Raw genomic sequence first — 18,311 nt, 5'->3', positions numbered from 1 at the left:
AGATTATTTCAGGTACTCACCGCTGCGCAGCGCTTCAATACGTTTGTCCAACGGGGGGTGAGTCATAAACAGCTCACTCAGCGATTTGGATTTACCGTTGATGCAGAACGCCATCATACTGGTCGCTTCCTGCGGTTCATAGCTGGTTTTCAGGCGCTGCAGCGCGGCGATCATTTTTTCACGCCCCACCAGTTTCGCTGAGCCTGCATCCGCATGGAATTCACGATGACGTGAGAACCACATGGTAATGATGCTCGCCAGAATACCAAACACCAGTTCCAGCACCGTCGCCACCGCGAAGTAGATCAACGGGTTACCGTTGCTACCCTCACCCTCATCACGGTTTCCGCCCATAAAGCCAGCGGCAATTTGCGCCAGAATACGTGAGATAAAGATAACGAAGGTGTTTACTACCCCTTGAATGAGCGTCATGGTCACCATATCGCCATTGGCAATGTGGCTGATCTCATGCGCGATAACCGCTTCGGCTTCATCCGGGCTCATGTTTTGCAACAGGCCAGTACTTACAGCCACCAGCGAGGCATCCCGGCGGGCACCGGTCGCAAACGCGTTAATATCTGGCGCGTGGTAGATTGCAACCTGTGGCATAGCGATCCCGGCCTGGCGGGCCTGATTCGCAACTGTATTCATCAGCCAGCGTTCTCTTTCATTGCGAGGCTGTTCGATCACTTCCCCGCCAACGGACTTTAACGCCATCCATTTGGACATCAGCAGCGAAATGAAGGAACCACCAAAACCAAACAGCAGTGCCATGATCAACAAGCCTTGAACGCTGCTTGACTGGATCCCTGTCAGGCTCAATACCAGCCCGAAAACGACCATCACAGCCAGGTTCGTCAGCAGGAAGAGCGCGATTCGCATCATAATTTTCTTTTAACCTCAATTTAACAAAACGCACTATGCGATTACCCATATCGTATGGGTCTTATGACTATTTTCAAGCATCCATAGGTGCTAAGTCACCAGAAAGACACAACTTTACATTTTATCGTATCAGGCTGACGTCTTCATGCACTTGTTAAAAAAACAGGCACAATTTCTTGTGCCTGTTCGAGGTTATTGACTGGTTGCGGGCTGTTCCGCTGGCTTCTCTTTCTCAAGATGCGCCAGGTCGAGCGCGATTTTTACCGTTTCATCCAGGTACGGATCCGGCTCCTGGTAATCCTTCGGCAGATCGTCCAGTTTCTTCAATGGCGGTTTGCCTTCACGTTTAAACCGATCGTTGATACGCGCCAGACGCATTGCGTCATCTTCGTTATTCTCTTTTTCACGCTGAGCGTAATTCAGAGAAGCGATGTTGCGCTTATCCTTCATCGCATTGAAACGCGCAATGTCCTTCATGATGTACTGGAACTCAGGATCGTTCGCAATACGTGCATTGTGCTCTTTCAGCAATTCAGGTCCGAACGGCGTCAAATTATCTGACTTAGTGTAGGTCGCAGCATCAATGCTGTCCCACGGCAGTGCGTTATCTTCAAACTTCTCGCCGGTTTCAGTTTCTTCATTACCTGTCGGCATGATGATATCCGGCGTAACGCCCTTACGCTGCGTGCTGCCACCGTTTACACGGTAGAATTTCTGGATCGTGTACTGAACAGAACCCAGCGCTGGCCATTCCGGACGCAGCATCTGATCGTAAATACGGTTCAGGGAGCGATACTGCTGGACGGTGCCTTTCCCAAAGGTTGGTTCACCAACAATCAACGCTCGTCCATAATCCTGCATTGCCGCAGCGAAAATCTCTGATGCTGAGGCGCTGAAGCGATCGACCAATACCACCAGCGGGCCTTTGTAGTACACAACGCCGTCGGTATCGCTGTCTTCACGCACTTTACCGTTATTATCACGAACCTGAACCACCGGGCCGGAAGGAATGAACAGACCGGAAAGCGAAACCGCTTCAGTCAGTGCTCCACCACCGTTAGTACGCAGATCGATGATAATACTGCTGACATTTTGTTTTTCCAGTTTCTGCAGTTGGACTTTGACATCATCAGTCAGGCCTACATAGAAGCCAGGAATATCCAGTACGCCAACTTTTTCTTTGCCAACGGTTTTCACGGACATTTTTACGGCGCGGTCTTCGAGACGAATACGTTCACGCGTTAGCGTCACGGTGCGCGTCTTGGTACCTTTACCGGCAGGCAGAATTTCAAGGCGTACCTTGCTGCCTTTAGGTCCTTTGATCAGTGCCACGACGTCATCCAGACGCCAGCCAATAACATCGACCATGCCCTTGCCCGTCTGCCCGACGCCGACAATACGATCGCCAACGCTGATCGACTTGCTCTTGGCTGCCGGACCACCTGCCACCATGGAGTTAATGACGGTGTAGTCATCATCCATTTGCAGAACCGCGCCAATACCTTCCAAAGACAAGCTCATTTCAGTATTGAACTGCTCGGTATTGCGCGGAGAGAGATAGTTAGTATGCGGGTCGATTTCACGGGCGAACGCTGTCATCGCCAGTGAGAACACATCTTCGCTGTTGGTCTGCGCCAGACGGCGAATCGCAAATTTGTAGCGGCGCGTCAGCGTTTCGCGAATTTCCGCATCGGTTTTACCGGTCAGCTTCAGGCTGAGTTCGTCAAATTTAACCTTGCCGTCCCACAGCGCATTTAGCTCTGCTTCGCTCTTCGGCCACGGCGCTTTACTTCGGTCGAGGTTAAACGTGTCGTTACCGGTAAAATCCATTGGACGTGCCAGTACGCTTAATGCGTACTGATAACGTTCAAATCGGCGTTTTTGCGCCAGATTATAGAGATCGTAAAAGACATCCAGCTTGCCGGTGCGCAGTTCATCGCCGAGGACCGTTTTCTTTTTTGCATACTGTTCGATATCGCTCGCCAACAGCACATTGTGGCTGTAGTCGAGCAAATTCAAATAGCGGTCAAAAATTTTTGCCGAAAACGCCTGATCCAGATCGAACTGGCGATAGTGTGATCGCGTAAAACGCGAAGTCACACGTTCGCTTACCGTCGCATGCTGGGTTTCTTCCTTTAAAACGGGGATCTGATCGGCACGCGTGATGTCTTCCACAGCAAGTGCCTGGCCTGCTAATGCAAGCAGACCAGCTAACGCAGTAAGCCTAAAAAAAGTGTTCATGCCAGGCCTGGCCTCCGTTTCAGAACACCAAGTGTTCTGCGCGTACAATCAAAGACATACCCGAATTCAGCTGTACACGGACGCCATCTTTGGTGATTTCTAATACGGTGGCATCCATCGCATTATTTCCTGCTTTCACCTTCAGAGACTGCCCTACCGTCAGTACTGAAATATCAGATACCGGGGTATGCTGTTCTTCGCGAGGAGCACGCGGTGCTTTTGCTGCTGGTTTTTCAGCGCGAGGTTTACGCTCTGCACCTTCTTTACGACGCGGTGCAGGACGCGGCTTACGCTCGCGACGCGGTGCGCCTTCTTTTTCACCGGCAGCAGCAGCCGCTTCGCGTTTTTTCGCCTGTTGCTCTGCGCGTTGCGCCTGAACACGGGCTTTAGCTTCTTCCAGCTGTTTGCGCGCATGTTCAACATGTTGTTCATCCAGCTCACCACAAGGGTTGCCGTCGAGATCAACACGCGTTGCGCCCAATTTAACGCCGTACAGATAGCGCCAGCTTGAAGTATAGAGACGTAAGGCAGAACGGAGCTGAGTCTTGCTGAGGTTCATTTCGCCCTCAACACGCTCTACCAGATCCTGAAAAATGCCAATTTTCAGTGGGCGCGCTTCGCCTTCCGCACTAAAACACTGCGGGAAGCGTTCGGCCAGAAACGCGATGACTTCTTTACTGCTATTCAACTTAGGTTGATTTTCCATGAAATTTCCTGATTACAACGGACGTAGCCAACAAGCGCAGGCATGAACAGGCGACATTATAATGACGTCATCAGTAATTGCTACGTTATCCGTTGATTATCCTGCGACGTGCGCAAAGAATTTTTTGTAATCCGTCGTTGCAAGCACGGTTTCAAGCTGTGCCACCAGTGTACGCAGACCTTGTTCATCTTCCTCAGTAAAGCGGCCAAACGCCGTGCTATCGATATCCAGCACGCCGATTATCTGATTTTCGACGGTGATTGGCAGGACGATTTCAGCGTTGCTGGCGGCATCACAAGCAATGTGCCCATCAAAAGCATGTACGTCCTCAATACGCTGAACCTGGTTCTGCGCCACTGCTGTACCGCACACACCACGCCCTACCGGGATCCGCACGCAGGCAATTTTGCCCTGGAAGGGACCAAGCACCAGCGTATCGTCCTCAAGCAGGTAAAAACCGGCCCAATTCACTTCTGCAAGACGCTCGTACAACAATGCGCTGGTATTCGCCAGCGTTGCCAGAAAACTGGTTTCACCTGCCATCAATGCCTGAAAATCACGGTTCAGATCCGTGTATAGCTCTATTTTGTTCATTATGTAATCACTTAGTTGTCTTACTTAAAACTGCAGCCTACTAAAATAAACATTAAATGCGTTAATGCTCAAGATCATTCCCGTCATGAGTTAAGATAACATTACTTCAACAATTTGATTCGCGATACATGGCCTTAACGACACCACGCATCACGCCAACTAAAAAAATAGCCATCAGGTCCATCGGTGAGGCACTACCTCGTGCACATTATCATCGCTGCCCTGAATGTGACCTGATATTTAGCTTGCCTAAAATGCGTTCGCACCAAAGTGCCTTTTGCCCACGCTGCCAGGCAAAAATTCGTGACGGACGCGACTGGTCATTAACGCGACTTGCGGCAATGGCTTTCACCATGTTGCTGCTGATGCCCTTTGCCTGGGGAGAGCCACTCCTGCACATCTATTTATTAGGCGTGCGCATTGATGCCAATGTTATGCAAGGCATCTGGCAAATGACCCGACAAGGTGACCCCCTCACTGCTTCTTTCGTGCTTTTTTGCGTCGCTGGCGCGCCGCTAATTCTCGTGACCTCAATTGCTTATCTGTGGTTTGGCAATATTCTTGGGATGAACCTGCGCCCGGTGCTGCTGATGCTGGAAAGGCTCAAAGAGTGGGTGATGCTCGATATCTATCTTGTGGGCATTGGCGTCGCGTCAATCAAAGTTCAGGACTATGCTTTTTTGCAACCCGGTGTGGGACTGTTTGCTTTTATTGCGCTGGTGATCCTCAGTATTTTGACGCTGTCGCACCTCAACGTAGAGCAGCTTTGGGACCGATTTTACCCGCAAAGACCAGCCCGTCGCCCTGATGAAAAGCTCCGCGTCTGCCTCGGTTGTCACTTTACAGGTTATCCGGACGCTCGGGGTCGCTGCCCTCGTTGCCATATCCCGCTGCGCTGGCGCAGGAATCAAAGCATCCAAAAGTGTTGGGCGGCGCTACTGGCCTCGATTGTCCTACTTTTGCCTGCTAATCTGCTGCCCATCTCGGTAATTTATGTCAACGGTGGTAGGCAGGAAGACACTATCCTGTCAGGCATAATGTCTTTGGCAAACAGCAACGTCGGCGTGGCGGCGATCGTTTTTATCGCCAGTATTCTGGTGCCATTCACCAAAGTGATTGTGATGTTTACGTTGCTCATCAGCATCCATTTTAACTGCGAGCAAGGATTGCGTACCCGCATAAAACTGCTGCGTATTGTGACCTGGATTGGCCGCTGGTCGATGCTGGATCTCTTTGTTATCGCTTTAACCATGTCGCTGATTAATCGCGATCAGATACTTGCTTTTACTATGGGACCGGCTGCGTTTTATTTCGGCGCGGCGGTAATATTGACTATTCTTGCTGTGGAATGGCTGGACAGCCGCTTACTTTGGGATGCACATGAGTCAGGAAACGCCCGCTTCGCAGACTGAAGCGCAGATTAAAACAAAACGCCGTATCTCTCCGTTCTGGCTGCTGCCGTTCATTGCACTGATGATCGCAGGATGGCTTATCTGGGGAAGCTATGAAGATCGCGGCAATACCGTAACCATTGACTTCATGTCCGCGGACGGCATTGTACCAGGACGCACGCCCGTTCGTTATCAGGGCGTTGAAGTGGGCACGGTGCAGGATATCAACCTCAGCAAAGATCTGCGTAAAATTGAAGTCCGCGTCAGCATCAAATCGAGCATGAAAGATGCACTGCGCAAAGATACCCAGTTCTGGCTGGTCACGCCGAAAGCGTCGCTGGCCGGAGTTTCGGGTCTGGATGCGTTGGTTGGTGGTAACTATATCGGCATGATGCCCGGAACCGGCGAGGAAGAAGATCATTTTGTTGCCCTCGACACGCAGCCCAAATACCGTCTGGATAATGGCGATTTGATGCTGCATCTGCGGGCGCCTGACCTCGGTTCGCTCAATAGCGGTTCGCTGGTTTATTTCCGTAAGATTCCGGTGGGCCGGGTGTATGACTACACTATCAACCCCAACAATCAAGGCGTAACTATCGACGTGCTGATTGAACGTCGGTTTACCAATCTGGTGAAAAAAGGCAGCCGCTTCTGGAACGTCTCCGGTGTGAATGCGGATGTCAGCCTCAGCGGCGCGAAGATCAAACTGGAGAGTCTGGCCGCGCTGGTCAATGGCGCCATTGCTTTTGATTCGCCTGAAGACTCAAAACCCGCCGCAGCCGACGACACGTTTGGTTTATATCAGGATCTCGCGCACAGCCAGCGCGGGGTGATCGTCAAGCTTGACTTACCCAGCGGGGACGGACTCAAAGCTGGCTCAACATCGCTGATGTATCAAGGATTACAAGTCGGCCAACTCACCAAACTGGATTTAAATCCAGGCGGTAAAGTGACTGGAGAAATGACGGTCGACCCCAGCGTCGTAACGCTGCTGCGCGACAACACGCGGATTGAATTACACAGCCCTAAATTATCGTTAAACGATGCCAATCTCAGCTCACTGCTGACGGGTAAAACGTTTGAACTGGTCCCCGGCGAAGGCGAGCCGCGTAGCCAGTTTGTTGTTATCCCCGCAGAGAAGTCGTTGTTACACGATCCAGGGGTCATGACATTTACGCTCACCGCACCGGAAAGTTACGGTATTGATGCTGGCCAGCCGCTGATTCTCCACGGCGTACAGGTCGGTCAGGTGATTGAGCGCACGCTTTCCAGCAAAGGCGTTTCATTTACCGTTGCCATCGAACCGCAGCATCGTGACCTGGTGCAAGGTGACAGTAAGTTCGTGGTCAACAGCCGCGTGGACGTCAAAGTCGGACTTGATGGCGTGGAGTTCCTTGGCGCCAGCGCCAGCGAGTGGCTCAGCGGCGGCATACGTATTTTGCCCGGTACCAAGGGGGAAATGAAAAAAAGCTACCCGCTGTATGCCAACCTGGAAAAAGCGATTGAAAACAGCCTGAGCGATCTGCCAACCACCACGGTCAGCCTGAGCGCCGAAACGCTGCCTGATGTGCAGGCCGGCTCGGTGGTTCTATACCGCAAATTCGAGGTCGGTGAAGTGATCAGCGTTCGTCCTCGCGCCGATGCGTTTGATATCGATCTGCATATTAAACCGGAATATCGCAACCTGTTGACCAGCAACAGCGTGTTCTGGGCCGAAGGCGGAGCAAAAGTTCAGCTTAACGGCAGCGGATTAACCGTACAGGCATCTCCCCTTTCACGCGCGCTCAAAGGGGCAATTAGCTTCGATAATTTAAGCGGTGCCAGCGCCAGCCAACGCAAAGGCGACAAGCGCATTCTGTATGCTTCGGAAACCGCCGCGCGTGCGGTAGGCGGCCAGATAACGCTGCATGCGTTCGATGCCGGTAAACTCGCTGCTGGCATGCCGATTCGCTACCTGGGAATCGATATCGGCCAGATTCAGACGCTTGAGCTGATCACCGCCCGTAACGAAGTGCAGGCAAAAGCGGTTCTGTACCCGGAATACGTGCAGACCTTCGCGCGAAGCGGTACCCGTTTCTCCGTGATCACCCCGCAAATTTCGGCAGCTGGCGTGGAGCATCTGGATACAATCCTGCAGCCGTACATCAACGTTGAACCCGGACGCGGTAATCCGCGCCGTGATTTTGAGCTGCAGGAAGCCACCATTACCGACTCTCGTTACCTCGATGGTCTGAGTATTGTGGTGGAAGCACCGGAAGCAGGTTCACTGAATATCGGAACCCCAGTTTTGTTCAGAGGTATTGAAGTGGGGACCGTCACCGGGCTGACGCTGGGCTCGCTTTCCGATCGTGTGATGGTTGCCATGCGCATTAGCCAGCGCTATCAGCATCTGGTGCGCAACAACTCCGTGTTCTGGCTGGCATCCGGCTACAATCTTGACTTCGGCCTGACCGGCGGTGTCGTGAAGACCGGTACCTTCAATCAGTTCATCCGCGGCGGCATCGCCTTCGCGACTCCACCAGGTACACCGCTGGCTCCTAAAGCGCAGGCAGGTAAACACTTCCTGTTGCTCGAAAGCGAACCGAAAGAGTGGCGTGAATGGGGAACAGCCCTGCCACGATAATCTCTCCACTTGCTCCGGCGTACTCGCGCCGGAGCACTTATGCTACACTGCGCACCTGTTTTTTTGCCGGTGGTACCAAGTGGCTTATTTTCCCGACGCCTTTCTGACTAAAATGCGTGAAGCAATGCCTTCCACGCTCTCATTCGATGATTTTCTCGCTGCCTGTCAGCGCCCGTTGCGCCGCAGCATTCGCGTCAATACGCTGAAAATCTCCGTTGCCGATTTCCTCACACTGACAGCACCTTACAACTGGTCTCTCACTCCGGTTCCCTGGTGTGCTGAAGGTTTCTGGATCGAACGCGATGAAGATGAGTCAGTGCCGCTAGGTAGCACAGCAGAACATTTAAGCGGCCTGTTTTATATTCAGGAAGCCAGCTCAATGCTGCCAGTCGCTGCGCTGTTTGCCGAAGGCAATACCCCTGAACGCGTAATGGATGTCGCGGCAGCCCCCGGTTCCAAAACCACGCAAATTGCCGCAAAAATGAATAATCGAGGCGCCATTCTGGCGAATGAATTTTCTGCCAGTCGCGTCAAAGTCCTGCATGCCAATATCAGCCGTTGCGGGATAGCCAACGTCGCCCTGACCCATTTTGACGGACGAGTATTTGGCGCTGCGTTGCCGGAATCATTTGATGCCATATTGCTCGACGCCCCGTGTTCCGGGGAAGGCGTAGTGCGTAAAGACCCCGATGCGCTAAAAAACTGGTCGCCAGAAAGTAATCTGGAAATTGCCGCGACTCAGCGCGAACTGCTCGACAGCGCCTTCCACGCCCTGCGTCCTGGTGGCACATTGGTTTACTCGACCTGTACGCTTAATCGTGACGAAAATGAAAATATCATGCGGTGGTTGATTGAAACCTACCCGGACGCCGTCGAGTTTTTACCACTCGGCGATTTATTTCCACATGCCGAACGCGCCCTGACGCCGGAAGGATTCCTGCATGTGTTTCCGCAAATTTACGATTGCGAAGGTTTCTTCGTTGCGCGTTTGCGCAAAACAGCCGCCATCCCTCCACTACCTGCGCCGACGTATAAAGTCGGTAACTTCCCGTTTAGCCCGCTGAAAGGACGCGAGTCCGCGCTTATCGCGCAAGCCGCGAGCGCTTGTGGACTGCAGTGGGAAGATAATTTACGCCTGTGGCAGCGCGATAAAGAGATTTGGCTGTTCCCAACAGAAATTGAGTCACTGATCGGCAAAGTCCGCTTTTCCCGACTCGGCGTCAAATTAGCCGAAACGCACAATAAAGGCTACCGCTGGCAGCATGAAGCCGTCATCGCGCTCGCCGACCCAAATCACAGCCATGCGTTTGAACTGACGCTTGCCGAAGCTGAAGAGTGGTACCGCGGCCGGGATGTCTACCCACAAGCCACACCGACGAGTGACGACGTACTGGTTACATTCCAGCATCAGCCTATCGGTCTGGCAAAACGTATTGGATCGCGACTGAAGAATAGCTACCCACGCGATCTTGTCCGGGATGGCAAACTCTTTACGGGATAACGCACGTTTTTACTGGCGCTTTTGCTAACGTTGACTACGCTGAAAAATGGACGACCTAACTGGTCGTACCACAATTAGCAAATTAACGGAGAGCACGATGATGAAAACCAGTGTGCGCATTGGCGCTTTTGAAATCGACGACGCCGAGTTACATGGCGAATCGCCGGGGGACCGAACGTTAACCATTCCGTGTAAATCCGACCCGGATTTATGTATGCAACTGGATGCCTGGGATGCCGATACCAGTGTCCCGGCCCTGTTGAACGGAGAACATTCAGTACTATTTCGCGAACACTACGATCGTAAGTCAGATGCCTGGATCATGCGCCTTGCCTGATTCAAAAAGAACCCGTCGCCAGACGGGTTATTTCTTGGTCAATTTCCCTCATCTATCAACATCTTCTACACTACAGCTATGGCTTTACCATTTGAGGATGGAATGTTCACGCTGGTTCTTTTTGTGTGCTACCTGGATGGCGGTTGTGAAGATATCGTGGTTGATGTCTACAAAACTGAGCAGCAGTGCCTGATATCGATGGACGATCAACGTATTCGTAACGGAGGGTGTTTACCCGCGGATGACTACATCGATAGTTTCTGGCACCCGGCCCAGGAATACAGCGATTTTTGATTATTGCAGTTGTACCAGCGTTAACTCGCCGCCAAATACAGCACCGGTATCAATATAATGCAGATTCTCGCGATCCAGCCGATGGCGCAACGGCGTGTGGCCAAACCAGAAGTGATCCGCACCGCGAATCCCACAACCGTTGTTCATTAGCCTCGAACGATCCCACAGCACACGCTGTAAATCGATCTTTTTTAGCCACTGATAATCATCATCCGGGTAATCGGCATGAGCAATAACGTGTATGCCGTTTTGACAGTGCAGCTCCAGAATCCAGGGTAATTGCCAACACTCTTCAAGAGCGAATTTCGCTGCCGGTTGCTCCGCCTGCGCATACCACGAGCCACCATTCATTAACCACATGAATTTATCCCCCGTCGCCAGCGCGTCCAGCGCCATCTGTTCATGATTCCCCCTGACCGCGACAATCCAGCGTTTACGCAATAATTTCAGGCAACGCAAACTGTCTGGTCCACGGTCAATAACATCCCCCACTGAAACCAGCAGATCCTGCCAAGGATCAAAACGGTACTGGCGCAGTTTAGCCATCAGTATCGAGAAGCAGCCGTGGATATCCCCAACCACCCAGACGTGACGCCACTGCGTACCGTCGATTCGTTGATAGATATTGTCAGGTCGTCCCATGTCGCCTCCAGAGTACAAGGGTACCTGATTATAATTTTAGCAATGATGGTAAAAAAGCCTGGACGATCGTGGGCAGGAGTATGGTATGGTTTATGGAGAATGCAGCATGCGATAAGCCGTGTTTTGCCCTGGATGGCATCGCATTCGCCACATAAAAAGAGACCGAATACGATTCCTGTATTCGGTCCAGGGAAATGGCTCTTGGGAGAGAGCCGTGCGCTAAAAGTTGGCATTAATGCAGGCTAAGTTACCCTGCCATTTAAGAATAGATGACAGCGCCAGGTTTTCCAGTCCGCGACTAAAGTGGCCGGAAAAAAAGGACGTTTGTTACGCATCCAAACGCAAAAACCGCAAGTTCTCGTGTGAGATCCTTGCGGTTTTTTATTGGAAATCAGAGCGCTACATCTGACAATTAGCAGAGCTTTTCTGCACGCTCCACAAACGGTGCCAGGCTCATTTTTTCGCCCGGTTTCGCCGGATCATCAATCTGGATAATCTCGATCGGCTTTGCCGTGGTTTTTCCGCTCTCCATCTGCTGTCTGGCAACATCATTCAACGGGTATTGTACCAGCGTACTGGGATTGATGACATACAGCGCGTTACCCGGGCGGCAGGTCAGCATCACCTCTTCCCGATTAAACGCCCACTTATCTTTGCCAACCTCAAAACGGCTGACGGTAATGACCTGCGGCGCAGCCAGCGCGGCTCCGGAGCTTGCCAGGAGTAATAAAGAGATAATGATTTTTTTCATGCGTTTCGCCAGTCCATCAATCAGAAAGGTTCAAGGGTTGCGAACAGGCTGACAATTGCCAGCACAACGGCTCCTATACCCCATTCCAGCTTGGTCATCCAAATAAAATAGAGAGTCATGCCGCGGTTATCCTGCTGCATGCGTGGTACCAGAACATACCGATTCACCAGCGCAATCGCCACCATTAGCATGACCAGGGCACCTTTTAACAAAAGCAGCCGCCCGTAAGCCATGTGCCAGGGAACAGAAAAACCGACAATAAACAGCGCATTCATAATACCGGTAAGTAAAACACCAATAACAAAAAGATGCCCGTAGCGGGAGAAACGCATCATGGTGCTGATGGCCTGTTCTCGCCAGCGGCCATGCGCCATTCGCATACAGTAAAGTACGGGTAGCAGGCCACCGAACCAGGCGGCGGCGCATATCAGATGCAAGGCATGGTTAACCTGCTGGATTGCCCCAGTAATACCACTATGCAGCGTCGCATGCCCGACGCCAGCCAGCAAAATAAACTGCGCAATCGTCAGCATTAACAGCCGTCGCGGCATGCTACGCGGTACGATAATAACCACCACCAGAGTGACCAGCGCGAGGATAATCTGCCATAACCAGACGCCGCCAAACTGCGTTTGCAACACCGCGCCCCATACATCTGTAGAGATAACATCCCGCCAGCCTGAGCCCATTAACCCACCCTGGATCGCCAGCATCAGCGTCGCGCTGATAAAGCTCCACGTTGCGGCATGCCGTTGCAGACGCAAAAAACGACGCATCATTAAACGACGAACCGAAACGGGAGCCAGCCATGCGCCGTAAAGCGCACAACCAAACACCAGCATCAAAGTGGTAAAATGGATAAACCGTAAAGCAACCCAGGTAAATGCCAGCATCGGTTATTTCACGCTAAAGGTATATTGCCCCTTCGTCTTGTGACCATCCACGGAAACAACGTGCCAGTCGACCGTATATTTTCCTGCTTCAAGTGTTTGATCAAGCGGAACAATCAGCTGCGTTTTGTCCTGCTCACTGCGTGACGCCTTGCCCGTTTTGATCTGTTCTTTGTTTGGACCTGTCAGCTTTGCGCCGCTGAATCCCGGCTCTACGCCTTCAGAAAAATTCAGCGTCAACGCCTGAGGAGATGCCGCAACCTCGGCATTAGCAGCCGGGCTTTGTTTTGTGAGGTGGGCATGCGCCAGGGCGGCGGGCGTTGCCAGCACGCTGGCGAGTACGATGAGAGCGCTGCGAAGCATAGATGCAGATGAAGCCATTTCAACTATTCCTTTTTGTTATGTCTAATCTATAGAGAATAACCTTCTACAATGATCGAGTCGAGAATCATCATTTCGGTCTTGCCATTAATGCACACTCTTAGTAACTTTGCGCGCCGAAAGACAGAGAAAAGGAGAAGCCCATGAACATCAATCTGGCCAAACTTGAGCAGGCGGAGATGGATAAGGTCAATGTTGACCTGGCCGCTGCAGGTGTAGCGTTTAAGGAGCGATACAACATGCCGGTTGTTGCCGAAGTTGTTGAGCGTGAACAGCCCGAACATTTACGCGACTGGTTTCGCGAAAGACTCATCGCGCACCGACTGGCATCCGTTTCCCTTTCACGTTTACCTTACGAGCCTAAAGTTAAATAAAACTTATACTACGTTACGATTCCTTACATGATGGCTGCTACAGTATAAGCATATTCTTAATCTATACTTTCAGGATGATTGTAGACACTATGAAAAGGAAATCATTATGTCACACTGGAAAATCGCAGCAGCGCAGTACGAACCTCTTCACACCTCAGTTACCGAGCATGTCGCACATCACCTGCAATTCATTCAGGCAGCCGCCCAATGCCAATGTGAATTGCTGGTTTTTCCTTCCCTCTCCTTGTTAGGTTGTGTTGATGAACATGACGCGCTTCCTGCCCCACCCGATGAAGCGCTGTTAGAACCTCTCGCCCATGCCGCCGCGATTTATCGTATGACAATCATTGCGGGACTACCGGTGGAACATAACAACCGGTTCGTAAAAGGCATCGCGCTCTTTTCTCCCTGGATGACCTCGCCCTTAACGTTTCATCAAAGTCACGGAGCCTGTATTGCCAGACAGCAAAATGCCATTAGCGTAGTGGATAGCCAGCCGGAAGGTATCGATATCGACCCGGCTTACTCCCTGTTTACCAGTAGTCAGTCCATTAGCGAACCCGAATTGCTCTCCTCCACATCTCGTCTACAGAGTTTCTCGCATAAGTTTGCCATAGCTGTATTAATGGCCAATGCGCGTGGCAGCAGCGCGTTATGGGATGAGCGAGGCCGATTGATTGTTCGCGCAGACAGCGGTTCTTTGCTGTTAACCGGTCAACGCACGCCACGGGGTTGGCAAGGTGATATCATTCCATTACGCTAGTCGTTTTGGGTCAGGAGCATGGCATGTTGCGCATAATAGATACAGAAACCTGTGGTCTACAGGGAGGCATTGTTGAAATTGCTTCTGTCGATGTGGTTGACGGAAAAATAGTCAACCCAATGAGCCACCTGGTACGCCCTGACCGCCCCATCAGCCCACAGGCGATGGCTATCCATCGCATTACTGAAGCAATGGTGGCCGATAAGCCGTGGATTGAAGACGTCATCCCGCAGTATTACGGCAGCAAGTGGTACGTGGCGCACAATGCCAGCTTTGACCGCCGCGTATTACCCGATATGCCCGGGGAGTGGATTTGCACCATGAAGCTCTCCCGTCGTTTGTGGCCGGGGATCAAATACAGCAACATGGCGCTGTATAAATCGCGCAAGCTGAGCGTACAGACGCCAGCGGGTCTCCACCATCACCGCGCCCTGTACGACTGCTACATCACTGCGGCACTCCTGATCGACATCATGCAGACGTCAGGCTGGACAGCCGATCAAATGGTCGATATTACCGGCCGTCCCGCGTTACTCACTACTTTCACTTTTGGTAAGTACCGCGGAAAACCGGTATCAGAAGTGGCTGAACGTGATCCGGGCTATCTGCGCTGGTTATTTAACAACCTTGATAATATGAGCCCGGAACTGCGATTAACGCTAAAACACTATTTGGATCACGCCTGAGCAGGCAGTGTTCCCTGCGCCAGTCCAATCAAAAAAGCGTACTCAAGAGCCACACCTTCGTAAGATTTAAAACGCCCGGATTTACCGCCGTGTCCGGAATCCATATCCGTGCAAAGTAGCAGCAAACGATCGTCCGTTTTCAGCTCACGCAGTTTTGCCACCCATTTTGCTGGTTCCCAGTATTGCACCTGGGAATCGTGTAATCCCGTCGTGACCAGCAGATGCGGATACGCCTGCGCGGTTACATTGTCATACGGGCTGTAGCTTTTCATATAGGTGTAATACTCTTCGTCCTGTGGATTACCCCACTCTTCAAACTCACCGGTCGTCAGGGGAATTGATTCATCGAGCATTGTGGTTACCACATCGACAAACGGCACCTGAGCAATAACACCATGGAAGCGTTCCGGGCGCTCATTAATGGCGACGCCCATTAACATTCCCCCGGCGCTTCCTCCCATTCCATAACATAACTCAGGCGCGCCGTAGCCCATTTTTAGCAGCGCATCACAGACGTCGAGGTAATCATTAAAAGTATTTTTCTTGCGCAGAAACTTACCGTCCTCGTACCACTGTTGTCCTAATTCACCACCGCCACGCACATGGGCAATGGCGTAAACAAAGCCGCGATCCAGTAAGCTTAAACGGCTGCTGCTGAAATCGGCATCCATGCTGGCGCCATATGAGCCATAGCCATAAACCAGTAACGGATTTTTTCCTTTCAGGAAATACTTTTGATGATAAACCAGCGAAACCGGAACCTCGGTGCCATCACGTGCCGTTATCCATACGTGTTCGCTACGGTAATTCGCCGCATCAAATCCGGGGACCTCCGTCTGCTTAAGCACACGACGTTCCCCGGTGTCCATATCCAGTTCAAACAATGTGTCCGGGGTAGTCATGGAGGAATAGCCATAGCGCAGGCGCGATGTCTCCGGCTCTGGATTATAGGCAAGCCAGGTCACATATGCCGGATCGTCAAAGGCGATCCCGACCACTTCGCGCGTTTTACGATTAATCTGCCGCAGGCTGGTTAAGCCCCGCTTCCGCTCTTCTACCACCAGCCAGTCGGTGAATAACGTAAAGCCCTCCAGCATCACGTTGTCACGCGGTGGGATCAGCGTCTCCCAGGCTTGCTCATCACGAACACGGGTACGGTACAGGCCGAAATTTTTCCCCTGACGGTTGGAGCGCAGATAAAAATTGTGCTGATAGTGATCGAGACTGTATTCGTGGTCTTTGCGTCGCGCTAAAAAGACCAACGGTTCGGCATCTGCCAGTTCTGCATCAAGCAACAAAACTTCACTGGTGGTCGCACTGGCAATGTGGATAATCACATAATGCAATGATGTGGTTTTATGCAGACTGACATAAAACATGTCATCGGCTTCTTCATACACCAGCTCATCCAGTGACGATGGCGAGCCGACTGTATGTCGCCAGACCTGATACGGCAATAACGTCGTTTCGTGCTTGCGCACGTAATAGAAAGTCTGAGAATCATTCGCCCATACGAGATCCGCTTCGACGTTTTCCAGCACTTCCGGATACCAGTTGCCGCTTTGCAGGTTGCGAAAACGCACGCCATATTGCCGGCGAGAGAGATAATCTTCGGCCAGTGCCATGATGGTGTTATCCGGTGATATCGCCAGTCCTCCCAGCGTATAAAACTCGCTGTGTGCCGCGCGCTGGTTCCCATCCAACAAAGTGTCCCAATCATCCCACTCTTCACTGAAGGCAGACTGACGCTGATAAATGGCATATTCGCACCCCGGTTCATAAATATGCCGGTAGCGATAACCATTCTTCACATAGGGGGCAGAAGCATCCTGAGGCGGGATACGGTCGATGATCTCTTTCAGGACGCGATCCTGCAAAGCCTGCTGCGAGGCCATAACCTGACGGCCATACGCATTTTCTTGTTGCAGATAATCCAGCACTTCTGGCTGCGAGCGAGTGTCATCTCGCAACCAGTAATAATTATCAACACGAGTATCGCCATGCTGCGTCATGGCGTGGGGAATACGAGAAGCTTTTGGTAGCATGTCATTGTTCTTTTGCTTAAACATCCTATAAGGGTGGCAAAAGACAGCAATGATGCAAGCGAAACATGCGCCTTAGCGGTAAGTAATTAACCCGGTAACGCCTGTTTTTGTTCCTTGAGATCCTGTTCAATGCCTTCACGAACATCCTGCGGGATCTTCAACGCATCGCCCAGCGCATTGAGATAACTACGTTCCATAAAGTGGTCGATATCAATCGCCGCACAGCTGAGGAAGTAAATTTCTAGCGCTTCTTCTTCGTTACGGATCCCATGCGCCAATCGTTGAGGGTCTAACGGTTGTTCGATGGCGCGTTCAATCAGAACGCGGCCCTGCTCTTCCACGCCCGCTTCACGGAGCTGCTGCTCAATGGCGCTACGTTCTTTGGCATCAATATGGCCATCGCTTTTCGCCGCAAAAACCAGCGCCAGAATCAGACGTTCGGTTCGCTCATCCAGCGGTGAGCTTTGTGCACCAAACTGCGGCTCATCCTGATGCGCTGCGCGAACTTTATCCTTGTACTTGTTCCATAACACAGTCCCGGCAACCGCGCCGCCGCCCACCAGAAGCGCGCTGGTGCCGTATTTACTCAGTAATTTACGAGAAGATTTGTTGGCAACCAGTAATCCTGCCAGACCGCCTAACGCGCCTGGAACGAGAAGTTTACTCAGCCCTTGCTCGCCAGAAGATGACGCGGAGGAAGCTTTTTGCCCAAGAAGAGATTGTAGTTGATTTAGCCAGTTAGCCATTTTGCCCCTCAAGTACAGACGAATAATCATCAAAGCGTACCCGAGGGGATGTCAGGAAGTGTTCAGGTCATCAAAAGATGTGCAAATACCTCCGTTACTGCGGCTGATACTCCGCTGTTCCGGCTTTGCAGTCGACTTTTACCTGATAGTGAATATCCGCACTTTTACCGCGAACCGTCAGGGGAACTGACCATTTCCCGTCTTTGCCCGTAATATCGGGCGTGTTTACCCAGGCGACAGGATCGGCTTGCCCGACGCGCTTTTGATCGTCAGCCCAGCGCGCGATGCGATTTTGTTGATAATCACGTTTCACGCTCGCCGCAATACCGTTAGCGTCCAGTCCCTCACACTTGGGAAACTGGACGTTTTTGCTTTCCATATTTGCCGCAAATACAGATACGCTGGCAGACAGCAGCAGCAGGCTCAATAACGTTCTTTTTTTATACATTCTTTTCTCCTTA

General features: G+C 51.7%; 19 protein-coding genes. 8 read left to right on the top strand and 11 right to left on the bottom strand.

Annotated features, from left to right (window positions below):
* Positions 1-3: 3 nt before the first annotated feature.
* The 4 genes from htpX to GFB57_RS14430 form a co-directional block, all read right to left on the bottom strand.
* Positions 4-885: a protease HtpX gene (gene htpX / locus GFB57_RS14445; protein WP_003034964.1), complete on the bottom strand. Its 882-nt coding sequence runs from the start codon at positions 883-885 to the stop codon at positions 4-6.
* A gap of 192 nt (positions 886-1,077) precedes the next feature.
* Positions 1,078-3,126: a carboxy terminal-processing peptidase gene (gene prc, locus GFB57_RS14440; protein ID WP_003034960.1), complete on the bottom strand. Its 2,049-nt coding sequence runs from the start codon at positions 3,124-3,126 to the stop codon at positions 1,078-1,080.
* A gap of 19 nt (positions 3,127-3,145) precedes the next feature.
* Entirely contained in the window at positions 3,146-3,832 is a 687-nt protein-coding gene (gene proQ / locus GFB57_RS14435) for an RNA chaperone ProQ (RefSeq protein WP_003034957.1), read from the bottom strand.
* 96 nt (positions 3,833-3,928) lie between these two features.
* On the bottom strand, positions 3,929-4,426 hold the full coding sequence (locus GFB57_RS14430; RefSeq protein WP_003034953.1) for a GAF domain-containing protein: 498 nt from the start codon (positions 4,424-4,426) through the stop codon (positions 3,929-3,931).
* A 128-nt stretch (positions 4,427-4,554) separates the two neighbouring features.
* On the opposite strand from GFB57_RS14430, the gene yebS reads away from it, so the two are divergent.
* From yebS to GFB57_RS14405, 5 genes are all read left to right on the top strand, one after another.
* Positions 4,555-5,838, top strand: a complete 1,284-nt coding sequence (gene yebS, locus GFB57_RS14425) for a membrane integrity lipid transport subunit YebS (protein ID WP_003034950.1) — start codon at positions 4,555-4,557, stop codon at positions 5,836-5,838.
* Positions 5,807-8,440, top strand: coding sequence for a PqiB family protein (locus tag GFB57_RS14420; RefSeq protein WP_003034947.1), 2,634 nt, complete (start codon positions 5,807-5,809; stop codon positions 8,438-8,440). The genes yebS and GFB57_RS14420 overlap by 32 nt, the downstream gene beginning before the upstream one ends.
* A 79-nt stretch (positions 8,441-8,519) precedes the next feature.
* The gene (gene rsmF, locus GFB57_RS14415; protein ID WP_008322657.1) at positions 8,520-9,941 is read left to right on the top strand and encodes a 16S rRNA (cytosine(1407)-C(5))-methyltransferase RsmF; all 1,422 of its coding nucleotides are present in this window, start codon (positions 8,520-8,522) and stop codon (positions 9,939-9,941) included.
* A 100-nt stretch (positions 9,942-10,041) separates the two neighbouring features.
* Positions 10,042-10,278, top strand: coding sequence for a YebV family protein (locus GFB57_RS14410; protein WP_029139506.1), 237 nt, complete (start codon positions 10,042-10,044; stop codon positions 10,276-10,278).
* A 102-nt stretch (positions 10,279-10,380) separates the two neighbouring features.
* Entirely contained in the window at positions 10,381-10,572 is a 192-nt protein-coding gene (locus GFB57_RS14405; protein WP_003034941.1) for a YebW family protein, read from the top strand.
* Here the strand turns inward: GFB57_RS14405 and pphA are convergent, their stop codons facing one another.
* The 4 genes from pphA to yobA form a co-directional block, all read right to left on the bottom strand.
* Entirely contained in the window at positions 10,573-11,214 is a 642-nt protein-coding gene (pphA, locus tag GFB57_RS14400; protein ID WP_003034937.1) for a protein-serine/threonine phosphatase, read from the bottom strand.
* Positions 11,215-11,626: 412 nt separating this feature from the next.
* Positions 11,627-11,965: a YebY family protein gene (locus GFB57_RS14395; RefSeq protein WP_003034934.1), complete on the bottom strand. Its 339-nt coding sequence runs from the start codon at positions 11,963-11,965 to the stop codon at positions 11,627-11,629.
* Between the two features lie 20 nt (positions 11,966-11,985).
* Complete coding sequence (copD, locus tag GFB57_RS14390) at positions 11,986-12,858, bottom strand: copper homeostasis membrane protein CopD (protein ID WP_003034931.1); 873 nt, start codon at positions 12,856-12,858, stop codon at positions 11,986-11,988.
* Between the two features lie 3 nt (positions 12,859-12,861).
* Positions 12,862-13,236 carry a CopC domain-containing protein YobA gene (gene yobA / locus GFB57_RS14385; RefSeq protein ID WP_003034928.1) on the bottom strand — a complete coding sequence of 125 codons (375 nt, stop codon included), beginning with the start codon at positions 13,234-13,236 and terminating at the stop codon, positions 12,862-12,864.
* A 143-nt stretch (positions 13,237-13,379) separates the two neighbouring features.
* On the opposite strand from yobA, the gene GFB57_RS14380 reads away from it, so the two are divergent.
* The 3 genes from GFB57_RS14380 (at position 13,380) to exoX (ending at position 15,059) form a co-directional block, all read left to right on the top strand.
* The gene (locus tag GFB57_RS14380) at positions 13,380-13,610 is read left to right on the top strand and encodes a DNA polymerase III subunit theta (RefSeq protein WP_003034925.1); all 231 of its coding nucleotides are present in this window, start codon (positions 13,380-13,382) and stop codon (positions 13,608-13,610) included.
* Positions 13,611-13,716: 106 nt separating this feature from the next.
* Positions 13,717-14,373 (top strand): carbon-nitrogen hydrolase family protein, encoded by a 657-nt coding sequence (locus GFB57_RS14375; protein WP_003034921.1) that lies wholly within the window; start codon positions 13,717-13,719, stop codon positions 14,371-14,373.
* Between the two features lie 23 nt (positions 14,374-14,396).
* Positions 14,397-15,059 (top strand): exodeoxyribonuclease X, encoded by a 663-nt coding sequence (exoX, locus tag GFB57_RS14370; RefSeq protein WP_003034918.1) that lies wholly within the window; start codon positions 14,397-14,399, stop codon positions 15,057-15,059.
* On the opposite strand, the gene ptrB is transcribed toward exoX, so the two are convergent.
* From ptrB to yebF, 3 genes are all read right to left on the bottom strand, one after another.
* Positions 15,050-17,104 carry an oligopeptidase B gene (gene ptrB, locus GFB57_RS14365; RefSeq protein WP_003034916.1) on the bottom strand — a complete coding sequence of 685 codons (2,055 nt, stop codon included), beginning with the start codon at positions 17,102-17,104 and terminating at the stop codon, positions 15,050-15,052. The genes exoX and ptrB overlap by 10 nt on opposite strands.
* A gap of 86 nt (positions 17,105-17,190) precedes the next feature.
* Entirely contained in the window at positions 17,191-17,850 is a 660-nt protein-coding gene (locus GFB57_RS14360) for a tellurite resistance TerB family protein (RefSeq protein WP_003034913.1), read from the bottom strand.
* 94 nt (positions 17,851-17,944) lie between these two features.
* Positions 17,945-18,298 (bottom strand): protein YebF, encoded by a 354-nt coding sequence (gene yebF, locus GFB57_RS14355; protein ID WP_003034909.1) that lies wholly within the window; start codon positions 18,296-18,298, stop codon positions 17,945-17,947.
* Positions 18,299-18,311 lie beyond the last annotated feature (13 nt).

It is taken from the genome of Citrobacter sp. S39 (assembly GCF_009495675.1).
Classification (GTDB): domain Bacteria; phylum Pseudomonadota; class Gammaproteobacteria; order Enterobacterales; family Enterobacteriaceae; genus Citrobacter; species Citrobacter freundii.
Note: the sequence above shows the minus strand (reverse complement) of the source record. Positions and strands in the feature narration are given on the sequence as shown.